A 12748-nucleotide genomic window follows, 5' to 3' on the forward strand; every position below is an offset into this window, starting at 1 on the left:
ATTTTACTCAAATAACGGCATCCTTGCAAACTCCGGACGGTCAAGTTCCTCGAACAGAACCGCTGCACCGATGTTTCCTTTGTAAAGACTATGGTTTCTCATTTGCCCGGAATAGATGTGCGGCAGCATTTGTTTGGCTATCCGTTTCGCTTCATTAAGATAAAGACTGTCTTTCGTGGCATTGTAAACACTCAACAGCGCATAACACTCGCCTGATCTGCCGCAGCACAAGCTACCATTCATGCCCGCAGGGGCCGCATCTAAAAAGTGGCCTGCGGTTTTTTTTGCCAATTCAAGATAATATGCATCGGAGGTAAACTGAAACAAGGACGTCCATAAAAACGTATATCCCGCCGATCCGTGGCACCAGCCCGTCCATGAAACCGGTTCGTTATTGGAGATTTCCCAACGTACATTTCCATTTTCTTCAATGCCGAGATGGACCAGTTGCTCCACTCTTGTAAAGAAATTGAATGGTAAATCTTGCCCGGAAATTCTGCACCATTTTAAAGTAGCATATAAAATTCCCGCCCAGCCATGAGCAATTCCTCTGTAATTGATTGGATTTTTCTCGCCAATGGCCGCATAGGAATCCACAATCGACCAGATTTCCTCCATCATGCCTTTGCCAAACACAAGCAGATCATTTTTAATGAATTTGTCGTACGAAGGCATATTTTCCAAAATAAGTGAGCAGCCAATCAGCGCGGCAGACTTGCCCAGCGTTAGATCCAGATTCTCACAGGGCTGCGAAGCATGCATTAAAAAATTGCGGACCCCATTGTAGTAGCTCCCATAATCCCCCGACGCCTGACTTACCAGTGCCTGAACCAGATCTACACCGCTCGGGGTGTGGTAAATCGAGGAAAGCCCGATAATGGACGGAGTGAGATCCATATCTTTTGAATAAAATCCGCTTTCAGGATCGTGAATATAACTCGCTGCCCGGTCACTCCATACATCCGCGAGGGCGAGTGTTACGGGATTTGAATTCACCAATGCCCCTCGCAAAAACATATAGGCAATGCCCGCCGCCCCGAAATTGACCGAGCTTTTCGGAGCCATTTGAAGTCCGGTTTTCAAAAAATGTCCTGCAAAGCCATAGTCTTTCAGAATGGAATCCCGGAAGATCTGCACCGACATTTTCTTGTCTTCGGCAGATCGATCCGGGAAACTTTCCTGCACTTTCATCATGGCTGAATAGAAATCTTCAATGTTTTCAAAGCGATCTTCTTTTTGTTTGGCAAGTGCCTTAAAGATCGTTTTTTCGATATCAGGGTTAATAATGATGTCCAAATTTTCAAACGGAACGGGTGCTTCATTGACAATTTGCGTGAACAGTGTTTTCTTGTCATAAGAAAAGTTGAGATACTGCTTACCGGTAAAAATCTGGTAAAGCAGTGCGCCCAAGGCATATTGTTCACCCGCAAACGTCGAAGGCGGTGCGGGCCTGGAGTCCAGAACTGACTGCGCATATTCAGGTTCGAAGAAAAAACCCAAACCGCCACGCACGGGATTCTGATCTTTTGAAACCATTCTGGAAAGCCCGAAATCGATGATTTTCAATTCGCCTGATCCGGACACGATGATATTAGCCGGATGGACATCCGAATGTATAATTCCCTGACTATGCAAATGCCTGTAAGCGTTGAGAATGCGGCTGGAAATATCGAGCAAAGCGAGCACATTGGATTGGTCGTGCAGATTTTGATATTGCTCAGCTGCCTGCAAACATGTTTCCCCATCGACCCATTCCATGATCAGATAATGATCTGTTTCGTATTCGCCGTGTTCTGTCAGCGATGGATTGATGACGTCATCGAGTGCTTTCAGTATGTCAATTTCGTTGTGAAAATTTGCCAGTAACTGTGGTGTTTTCTTGCTAGTTTTCAGCAATTTGAGTGCATATAACTGGCCATTTTTTTTGATTTTGTAAATTTCCGTATCAGCAACTCCTTCCAGTTTTGACACGATTTCATAGTCCTTAAACCGGTCACCGGCTTTAAAAAATTGCCTTTCTTTTCCGAATGTATCATCGTAGGAAACTAAAAAACCTTCACTCCTTAGTCTCGTCAGAAACGTATAGGAGCCTTCCAGGATCTTTTGTGCATCCAGATTGTTAAGCAGCGCGTACGTAAGGACGCCTTCCGGCAGCGATTTTGGCTTACGAAATTCCTGTAAAAGCGACGCAGACGAGGCATCAATGATCTTGCTTGTATTTCTTGCGTGTGTATAGGTGATGATAAAGTCGTCCGCTTCGTATTCGAATTTGGCAAGCGCCTGTTCCGGCAATGCTTCTACCGGCAGCACCTGCACATCTTCCGGCAATATGTATAGTTGATTGGAAGCCATAATTTTAAGGTTTTCTTTTTCTAAACAGCTGTCCAGGTCGTTGTATCAACTCCTTCCAGCATCATTTTTTTCAATACAAAATCAACACTTTCCTCCTGGTTCAACTTTTCTGTTTTGGACAAGGAGATGGATGCAGCCAATTTTTCGGTTACTGCGGCACGCCAGCTTCCGCCTTCCCTGTTTTTTAAAATTTCGTCGCTGGCGCTGTCCATTCCCCACGATAGCATGCCCGCGTCATCCAGCGAAGCGGTGAATGGAACGCCCTGCGCTTTGTGCGCTTTGAGAACGGGGCCGAGCCGGTCAGCGGCGGTTATCAAATGATCGAATTCAGTGAAGTAGGCGACAAATTTGTCGGGGCGGAGCAGACCTTCGCGGTTCATGCCAATTTTGAAACTGAAAGCGTCCGATCCGGTAAGCACACGGACGGCTTTTTCAAATACAGCGGGCAGTTCTTCTAAAACCGGGCTGATGTAAATCTTGTAAGTAGGCTCTAGCCTGACATCATGGCGCCTGTTCTGCTTTCGGCTCCAAGAGATCCAGCTGTATTTACGATCCGGCTCATGCTTGTTCCAATTTTTTAGCAATTCCTGGGTTAGTGGCTCATTTTTGCCTATTCTCAGAAATGCTTCAACTTCTTCAAACGTTTTTAGCGCATTGGCTGGCATAAACAATAACGGGACAGTGTTGTATGCGTAAAGTTTGCTGGCCAGTGAAGTTGTATCCACCTCATTCAATTGAACTGCGTACCGGATAGCCCCGGACGACAATTCAAGCAACGGGTGCTGGCGATTGCGGCCTTGCTCCTGAAACTCGTAAATGAAATGCTGCGCGGCCGACCCGGAATAAAAACGCTGTTCAACCCTGATTTCAAAAATCCCTTCCAAAATCAGTTTGGCCATCGTCAGGTTGACTTCATCGTCATATCCGGACTTAAAATATTGCGGCAACCCACCTGCATTTCGCAAAAAGTAGAACAGGAGCGCTACTTCTTTATAAGCCAGCTTGGCACTGCCAGCTGCTTCCGTATGCTTTCGCCGGAATACGCCAAAGAATTCAGGGTCCTGGCTTAAATCAGCAAGAGCATGAAGCTCTTGCTGATTTAAATTCCCCTGCTCAATCAATTCAAATGCCGGATTTGACCGGAAAGTTGAATGCAAAAGAAATTTGACTTTGATCATTTGATTATCATTTTACCTGTTTCCCCGTTGCAAACGGATCTCCTCAATGGCTTCCTGCAATTTCTTTTCGAGCATATCCAGCTGATTCGGCGCTTCCTGAATCTTCACCTCGACATACTTTTGAAGTTCAGCCAGGTTATTTCTGAATTCGTTGAGTTCTACTTCCTCTAATTCATCAACCACCTGCTGGTAGGGCGTTCCGGTTTTCCAGATTGTGAAGTCCGTCGGCACGAGTGACGGCAAATGACTGCAGGCAATGACACTGCAACCGCCGCAGGTAAATGCGGGACAGATCGTAGGCCAGTGGCAAAAAGTATGGCCCGGACAGTTGAACACGGTCGGATTCGGACAAGCAACGGATGGATTTGTGATCCGGCATAGGATGATCTTATTTGGATCAAAATTTACTGTGACGGCAAGATCTTTGAATTTGAAAGTTTTCATGTTATTTGTTTTTATATATGGCTAAATGGTCATGCTCCCGACTTTTTGTTTAAGAAAATTCAGGAAAATTGGTATCTCAAATCCTTCTGGCTATCCCATATCGCACCTCCTTTCATTGAAAACTTGAACTGGTTTTGTAACCAAAAAGGCAGCAGGAAGCATCATCCAGCCTATGCCGACCAGCGCCCATTATTTGATTTGTTATTTTTTAACTCAACAAAATTATATTAGTACGGAGCCGTTTTTGAGCGTCAGATTACCCTATTTGAAAATCAGGTAGTCTGACGTAAGCAGGTAAATTCACGTTTCGTGATCCGGGTAGTTTGAACCCAGGGGAGAAATTGGCAGGTGGGGAATAGCCAAACCGCTCGATCAACACGTAGTCTCCGTTTGCTAAAGAAATCTACCGTTTACGCGATCCGCTCTTACCAAATTTTGATTTTCCATTAGTTTTGGGCAAACCTATAAACTGACAGAAAATGAAGCGTTTAAACTATTTGGGCCTCTTGTTTTTCATGTGTCTCGCGTGTCCGTCTTTCGCTCAGGAAAAACTGTGGACAGAGAAAGACCGGCAGTCTACAATCGAGCAATTCAATCGGACGCGGGATGAGTTGGTAAAAGAAACGGAGAACCTCACACCGGCCCAATGGGCATTTCGTGAAAAACCGGATCGGTGGTCCATCGGCGAAATTGTGGAACACCTCGCGTTATGGGAGATTATCTGGGCCCGGGAAATTAGTATGGGAACGCGCAGCAAGCCACAACCGGAATTAAACCAATCGTCCCGGCCGGACAGCTACTATTCGGAGTTCATTATGGAAACAAACCCCCACGTGGCAGCAGATATCTCCGTTCCAACAGGTTTTATCAAAGGCAAGGACAACCTGACATTTTTCCTGAGCCGCCGCGAGCAGAACACCGCATTTCTAACAAAAACGGAGGCAGATATGAGGGCTCACTTTGAATTGACCGCAACGCCGAATCCAAGAAATATGCACCAGGTTTACATTTATCAATGGGGGCATGTCGACAGACATTTGAGACAGATCAGGAAAGTAAAAGCTGACCCAAACTTCCCGAAATAGGTGATTTTAAATTAGCACGCTTCCATATTATGCTCGTTAGCATGTGGGAGCTGCTGGTTTCTCGTAATCACATCCCAACTCACAAAAAACTCCGGTTGCAGCGCCTGGCAGCCCAAAGCCGCCAAGCGCTACAACCGGAGTTCAGAGCGAAAAATATTTATTAGCTAATACCCTTCATTTCAACAATCAATACCCTTCATTTTGCACAATTGCGGGGCTGCTGGTAATTACCGCCAAAGCCGGAATCGGATACAATAATTGGTAAGATTTGATCGGCGTTGAAATGCCTACTGTACTTTTGCCACCGCTTGCAACTTTTGCATTCATAACCGTGAGGGCGCGATCCGTGCGCAGCAGATCGAACCAGCGGTGCCCTTCGAATGGCGACTCCAGACGTTCTTCATTGTAAACTGCTGCTTTGAATGTTTCATAAGTCAGGCCGCTCAGATTAGCCAGCTTTGCGCGCGTCCTTACCTGGTTGATTGCTGCGTAAGCATCGGCATTAGGCCCTTTGTTTACTTCGTTTAAAGCTTCTGCATACATTAAAAGAATATCGGCATAGCGGATTACATACCAATCGGCTCCCGAATCGGCATAACCGCCGCCTGTTTCGCGCTCCACATAACCACGAATGTATTTAGCCGCGACAAATGCAGTACCATTTTGATAGCCATCGGCAATGTTGTTCCGACGCACGTCGCCCGTGGTGTAGGCGGCGGCGATATCTTCGGTGGGCTGGTTAAAGCCGTAAGCCCCGCCGGATGGAATGGTAATGCCTTCCGAGCCTGTTGGCGCGAAGTGATTCGGTAAGTTTGAACCAAGTCCGTTGGCTGCACCTTTATACTGTGCCTGCCAGATCGCCTCCCGATTTCCTTGCTGACCAGCTTTATAGAGATCTGCATACACTGGCAGCAGGCTGTAAGTGCCGGATGTAACTACTTTTTTAAATTCGGCAGCGGCTTCGGCGTACTTTTTTTGTGTCAGGTAAACTTGCCCAAGTAAACTTTGAGCAACACCCAATGTTGCCCGGCCCACAGAAGCGTCATCATAAGAAGCAGGCACCAATCCTTCTGCTTTTACAAGGTCGGCTTCGATTTGTGCATATACTTCCTGAACTGCGGAGCGGCCTACTTTATAACTTGCATCAATATCTGTCACCGGCTCGGTCACGAGCGGAACGGCGCCGTATAACCGCACGAGGTTGAAATAGCCTAATGCGCGCAACGTAAGTGCCTCGCCTGTGAATTGTTTTTTAAGATTATCCGAAACAGTTGAACCGTCGATTTTGGAAAGGATACTATTGCATCTTGCGATCAGGTTGTAACTGGTTTGCCAAAATGCGGTGAGGTGCTCATTGTCGGTCGTTTCCCGAAATTCGTCAATGTTCCTTTTTGCGTCATTTCCATCCCCGCCTGCGGTAAGCTCGGTGGTGTTATCCGATCGAAGGTCGACCAGCAAAGGATAGTAGCCATTGCCGGAATACACCTGCGCGAAAGCGGAGTAGGCACCCACCAATGCCTGGTTAAAGTCCGATTCTGTTTTAAAAAAGTCGGTTTCGCCGATCTGGGAAATGGGTTTTGATTCCAGGAAGTCCTCACAGGATGTTCCCGAAAATGCCAGGATAACCAGGGCAACAGCTATTTTTATATTTTTTGAGATCATAATAAATCAATGTTATGAGGTTGATCTGGGTTAGAAACCAAGGTTAAGGCCAAATACAATCGTTCTTGCCATCGGGTAAGTTCCGTAATCGATGCCGGGTGTAAGTGCGGAAGAAATCCATGGATCACCTTCGGTTGTGTTCACTTCCGGATTGTAACCCGAGTATTTGGTAAAGGTGTGCAGGTTCTGAATGTTCATGTACACCCGTGCATTTTTCAGGATCGACCCGTTGAGCACCTTGCCCAGCCGGTAGCCGATCGTCACGTTCCTGATGCGCAGGAAAGAAGCATCGTCTACCAGGTAAGATGAAATCGTACGGTTGTTGGCCGAGCTGCCCGCACCGAACGTTCTGCCATCACCCGGCTCTTCCGGCGACCGCCAGTAATCGACGGAAATCGTTCCGTTGTTGCGGTAAGCGCTGCGTTTTGTCAAATTCATCACCTCTACATCCTGAACACCTTGCAGCGAAAATCCGAAGTCGAGGTTTCCGAACGTGAAGCTGTTCGTCATACCATAGGTGAACTTTGGCAGGTTATTCCCGATAATGGTTTTGTCAGAATCGTTGATAACACCGTCGTTGTTCAGATCCCTGAATATGGCGTCGCCGGCGAAGGTGTTGGGTAAATGTGCAGAACCGTCCACTTCGGCCTGTGTGTTATAAACACCGTCAAAAATATAGCCATAATAGCTACCCAGCGGGCTGCCGATCTGTGTAATGTGTGTAAGGGAATTTTCCTGGGCCCGGTTCGCAACAATGATCGGCGTGCCGCCAGCACCAAGCGATTCCACTTTGTTTCTGTTGAAAGAAATGTTGGCATTGGTGTTCCAGGTAAACTTATCCGTCTTGAAATTTCTGGTTTCCAATGCGATTTCAAGTCCTTTATTGCGAAGACTTCCCAAATTGCGCAAGGCAGTTTCATAACCGGTTGAAAGCGGTACAGGAACATTGAGAAGCAAATCAGAAGTCAGCTTGTTGTAGTAATCAACATTCAGGAGAATTCTGTTTTGGAAGAGTCCCAGATCAAGACCAAAATCAACTTCCTTGGCTTTTTCCCATCCCAGATTTGCATTGCCTAATGAACCCTGCGCCAAACCGCTGGCGATGGAGCCGTCGCCCGAACCTAAAATATAATTACTGCCGTAGATCAAACCTACAGAAGCGTAGTCAGGAATCTGGTTGTTTCCGATTAAACCATAACTTGCGCGCAGCTTCAATTCACTCACTGCAGGCACATTAGCCATGAACTTTTCCTGGCCGATTCTCCATCCTACCGAAGCCGATGGGAAATTTCCCCATTTATTGTCCGAACCGAAACGAGACGAACCATCGCGGCGGAAGGTGGCCGTCAGAAAATACTTTTCATCCAGGTTGTAAGTTGCCCGGCTTAACAATGAAAGCAATGTCCACTGTGAGCGTATTGAGCTTCCGCCCGTCACGATTCCCGCATTCAACGTCGGCACCAGGTCGTTTGGGAATGAATTAGCATTGACGGCGGTCGAGTTAAAGCTCGACTTTTGTTCTGTCAAACCCACGAGTACATTCACGTGGTGACGCTCGGCAAAACTATTGTCGTAAGTCAACGTATTTTCATTGATCCAGCTGATGTTTGTAGCCGCATAAGAGCGACCAAAAGAAGGATTTACACTGATAAAGGAAGGAGAAAATTTGTTGTTGCTGAACGTATTCACATCCGCATTGATACTGGTTTTGAATTGAAGGTTTTTCAAAATATCAACAGTAGTAAATAAGCTGCCCACCGTGCTGAATTGGTTCATCGTATTTTTGATGCCCTCACCAAAAGCCAGCGCGTTGTTGTAAATGATGTTTTGCGATGTTCCGTCGTCATAATGCAGCGTGTAGGATGTTGAATAGGTGCCATCTGCATTTCGGGCGGGATATAAGCCGGGAACCGACATCACCGTGGTGGCTACCGCGCCGTAATCCTGGATCCCGCCGGTGGTTGCGATCCGGTTGTTTGTATAAGATGGCGCAACACGGAACCCAACTTTGACTTTATCAGACACTTTCGCATCCACATTCAAACGAAATGCATATTTCTTGAAGCCGGAGTTGATCACAATGCCTTCCTGGTTCTGGTAGTTACCAGACAGATAGTAACGCGCATTTTCCGTTCCGCCCGAAGCCGCCAGCTGATAGTTTTGCATCGGTGCGCGGCGATACAGCAGGTCTTGCCAGTCGGTGAATGGGAGGGAAGCCGCGTTTTTGAATTCGTCGGGTATTTTATATTGAGGTCCGCTTCTTGCCGAGTTGGGGTCCGTCGCCTTGCCACCTGCACGCACCCAGTCTGTATTTCGCTGGTCGATTGACCGTTGCGCATATTGCTGGTTGCTCATGATGCCCACCTTTTTGCCAATTTCCTGGAAACCATAGCTGGCATTAAGGCTAATCTGCGATTTACCCGCTGCTCCTGTCTTTGTCGTGATCAAAACCACGCCATTGGAGCCCCGCGAACCGTAAATAGATGTAGCAGAAGCATCTTTCAATACATCAATTGACTGAATGTCACCGGGGTTAATGCTGGCCAGCGGGTTTACAGGCGATTGATCACCAATGTCACCACCCTGGGCCGACGCATTACTTATAGAGTTGTCAAGTGGCACACCGTCCACCACATACAAAGGCTGATTACCCGCTGTAATGGATCCGGTTCCCCTGATTTTTAGCGAAATACCACCGCCCGGCGCCGCAGAAGTCTGCTGCACCTGAACGCCCGCCATCTGGCCAGCCAGCGCTTCACCAAAAGAAACCACCGCCCGGTCCTGTAACTGCTTCGAACTCACAGATGCAATCGAGCCGGTCAGTTCACGCTTCGACTGGCTTCCATAACCGACCACAACAACTTCGTTCAGTGATCTGTCGCCCGTATCAAGTTGTGGGGAAATGGTTGAACGGTTTCCGACTGGCTCCTCAACATCACTGTAACCAATATACGTAAACAGCAGCGTGCTATTTCCAGGCACCTGAATTTTATATGCGCCATTCGCATCGGAAACGACACCGTCCGTGCCGCCCTTCACGCGGATGGAAACACCGACCAGTGGCTGACCAGTCGCTTTTTCAGTAACCTGACCATTCACAGTGACTTGGTTCGCCCGACCAGACGTCTGAGCCTGTGCGGTCGCGCATAAGAAAAACAGAAATAACACTTTAAAGAGCATTCCTGGGGGCAGTCCGCATTTGCTGCGGAAACGCTTGTAACCTCCGGTAAAAATTAGTTTTCCCATAAGTTATGGAAGATAAGGGGTCTATAAATGGTTGAATCGAAAGGTATCGAAACAAATATAATGTATTTATTAAATTTAAAATCTTTTCGTAAGAAAAAAATAATGTTGTCAGTTAAAAAAGAAAGGTAACGTAGGTTTTTAAGGAATTTTATTGATGTTAAGCAGCAGATAAAGAAAATGCTTCCAAACCCGGAGTTAGGAAGCATTCTCTATTGTATTTGCCCAACAATGTTGGCGGCTAAATGACCGAAAGCGCTACTTATACTGCTGCCAATTCAATTGTTTATTCATCAGAGGCAACTGATGTTTATCCGCATAATCGTTTCTGACTTTCTTCACATCGTTCCACCATTGGTCCAGCGGATAATGTAATTCGCGGTAAATCAAATAGCTCAGGTCAATGGTCCGCACCGGCTGGTGGTCCTTGATATCGTCCACCTGATGCAGAAACTTGCGTCCATTCGCTTCTTCAACAAGCGGTTGCCATTCTTTGTACCAAATCTTTGTGACCAACTCTAGCGTACTATCGCGCTGGGTTTTCAGTTTGCCAACCATTTCCATAGCAGCGTCCAGTTGCTTCACCGCCTGTGCGGGATTGCCAGCTGCCGACGCTTTTTGCAGCAAATCTGTAACTTTGTTTAAAGCAACCAACATGCGCAGGTTCTGTCCGCAGATCGCCGCAACCGATTCCAGCACTTCCAGGTTATAAAGCTGGGATCCGGCTCGCGATTTGTTTTCCCGGAGCAACTGTTGGGCGTACGCATTGCGCGGAAGCATCGCCTGTGCGGTTGAAAAGCGTTCTGCATTAACAGGATAAGACTTGTTGGCAATCACAAGTGTCCCGGGTTCCGGCACAGGCAACAGGGGTAATGTCTGGTCTCTTTCAGGTTGAAGGAAAAGGCTATCCGAGTTTCCCTTGATCATGGGCCGCCAAGGGGATGGAATCCAGTCCCAGCTCTCCGTATGGAACTCTGCCTGTTCGCTGAGCACATGGTAAACGCTATCCATATCCTTTTGCGAAGGCCCATAAAACGCCTCCATAAAACGCGCCGAGGCATCCGCAGGAGTCAGGTTTTTACTATTCCATCCGGCAGCAGTGGCCGTAGCGTAACCCAGCCAGAATGTTTCAGGATGCAGCCCGGCATCGGCCCATCCTGCAATTACCACGCCCATGAAGGACGAAAGGTTTTCGGTGAAAGCAGTATTAATTTCCTTCATCATATCCCCAACCCGGCCCGACGAGCGATCGCTTCCATCTGCCATTACCCCGGTCTTTGTATGCAACGGATAGTAATTCGGGAAAACAGGCTCTGCGCCCTGCGTGGCTGTATATACAAACTGCCTGATCCCGTGCTTTTTATAATCGGCGGCGATAACATTATTGTAAACACCATTCACCAAATGCGAAGGCAATGCAGTAATATCCTCTTTCCGCAAAGGAAATTCGCCCCAAAACAAAACAGTACGCCCTTGCTCGTGCAATCTATCGGCCATTTTCTTAATAAACCAAGCCAGTAATTTACCATTCCCACCCAGACTATCCGCCATGGCTTTCTCCGAGGGCGCCTTGCCCGTATAATAGGCTTCATCATTGGAAAGAATAATGAACTTGCTGCCTTTGCTCGCATTAATCAGCTCGCTGAACATTGCGTCCAGCAGTTTAAACGTCTCAGGATTGGTCACCGAAAACTGGTAATTAATGTCGTCAATCAGCCGCAGCTTGCGGTATTCGGGATGTTTGAGGATAAAGGAAACGTGTGCAGGAGCATCAAGAAAAGGCACCAGATCAACATAATGCGCTTTCGCAAAATCCGCCATCTCCTGGTATTCAGCAGGAGACAATGCATGCGGCTCAACAATTGCGGGAGCCGATTTGTAGTTAAAGTGCCCTTCCAATTTGATTGAAAAAGCATTGATCTTGTAAGTAGAGGCTTGCCGGATTATTCTCTTTAATGCGCTCAGTTTCTCCACATGATGCGCATCGTCCCAATAAATCATCCTGACTTCCACATTTGGCCAGTCCGTAATCTCACCTTCCGGCAACTGCATTTTAGGTGCCTGGGACCTTAATAGCTGCAAAAAAGTTTGGACACCGTAATATAAACCTTGTGAAGCATTGGCCGTGATAGTAATGCTCCCCGGCTTCAAGCTCAGCCGATAAGCCTGACGCGCCAACGCAATCTGGTTCGTATCGACACTCGCTCCAATCTTTACTGACCCTTTTTGAACCACCAGCCGGATAGCAGGAGAATGGCCGGCAGCGCTGCCGGCTGCAAGGGAAAGTGGAAGGCCGGCTTCCTTTAATCCTTCTTGTAAGCTCTTCACTGTCTGTTCTTTGGCGAGTGCCGGATCAGCTATAATTTTCCAGTTTTTACCAATTGGGAACAGTTTTTCAGTTAAGTCCAGTTGCTGCGGAAGTGGGAGCAGGGCTGAGCTGGCGTTGTTGGTTTTGATTGTTGCTGGCTGTGAAGCGCTGGTTTGTGCATGGGTATGCAATGCAGCCAGAAAGCAGCAGCAAGCCACAAAGAGGGTCCTGAAAGCTGATATAGCACTACCCAAATGCAGGTTATAATGCCCTAATCCCCGAATAGCGGCTTGCAGATTAGGAATAACTATCTTGGTTTTCTGAAAAAATGTAGTTGTGTACAAGGTTGGAAAATTTAGGGGTTTAGGAACAGCGTTTGCAAACGATGTGTCGGGAAAGGAAAATACGGCACATCAGCGACTCAGCACAGAGCGAAGTCAAGTGCAATTAAAATAAAAAAATAAGGAAACGAAAGA

General features: G+C 47.2%; 7 protein-coding genes. 1 reads left to right on the forward strand and 6 read right to left on the reverse strand.

Annotated features, from left to right (window positions below; genetic code table 11):
* Window positions 1-3: 3 nt before the first annotated feature.
* The 3 genes from NFI81_RS03655 to NFI81_RS03665 are packed head-to-tail and all read right to left on the reverse strand — an operon-like array spanning window position 4 to window position 3974.
* The gene (locus NFI81_RS03655; protein WP_234614125.1) at window positions 4-2352 is read right to left on the reverse strand and encodes a lanthionine synthetase LanC family protein; all 2349 of its coding nucleotides are present in this window, start codon (window positions 2350-2352) and stop codon (window positions 4-6) included.
* 20 nt (window positions 2353-2372) lie between these two features.
* Entirely contained in the window at window positions 2373-3530 is a 1158-nt protein-coding gene (locus NFI81_RS03660; RefSeq protein ID WP_234614124.1) for a hypothetical protein, read from the reverse strand.
* 12 nt (window positions 3531-3542) lie between these two features.
* Window positions 3543-3974 carry a hypothetical protein gene (locus NFI81_RS03665; protein ID WP_234614122.1) on the reverse strand — a complete coding sequence of 144 codons (432 nt, stop codon included), beginning with the start codon at window positions 3972-3974 and terminating at the stop codon, window positions 3543-3545.
* A gap of 479 nt (window positions 3975-4453) precedes the next feature.
* Here NFI81_RS03665 and NFI81_RS03670 point away from each other — a divergent pair, with 479 nt between their 5' ends.
* On the forward strand, window positions 4454-5059 hold the full coding sequence (locus tag NFI81_RS03670; RefSeq protein ID WP_234614120.1) for a DinB family protein: 606 nt from the start codon (window positions 4454-4456) through the stop codon (window positions 5057-5059).
* A 186-nt stretch (window positions 5060-5245) separates the two neighbouring features.
* On the opposite strand, the gene NFI81_RS03675 is transcribed toward NFI81_RS03670, so the two are convergent.
* From NFI81_RS03675 to NFI81_RS03685, 3 genes are all read right to left on the reverse strand, one after another.
* On the reverse strand, window positions 5246-6721 hold the full coding sequence (locus NFI81_RS03675; protein WP_234614119.1) for a RagB/SusD family nutrient uptake outer membrane protein: 1476 nt from the start codon (window positions 6719-6721) through the stop codon (window positions 5246-5248).
* A gap of 30 nt (window positions 6722-6751) precedes the next feature.
* Complete coding sequence (locus NFI81_RS03680; RefSeq protein WP_234614116.1) at window positions 6752-9967, reverse strand: SusC/RagA family TonB-linked outer membrane protein; 3216 nt, start codon at window positions 9965-9967, stop codon at window positions 6752-6754.
* Window positions 9968-10222: 255 nt separating this feature from the next.
* Complete coding sequence (locus NFI81_RS03685) at window positions 10223-12616, reverse strand: glycoside hydrolase family 20 zincin-like fold domain-containing protein (protein ID WP_234614114.1); 2394 nt, start codon at window positions 12614-12616, stop codon at window positions 10223-10225.
* Window positions 12617-12748 lie beyond the last annotated feature (132 nt).

The organism is Dyadobacter fanqingshengii (genome assembly GCF_023822005.2).
Classification (GTDB): domain Bacteria; phylum Bacteroidota; class Bacteroidia; order Cytophagales; family Spirosomataceae; genus Dyadobacter; species Dyadobacter fanqingshengii.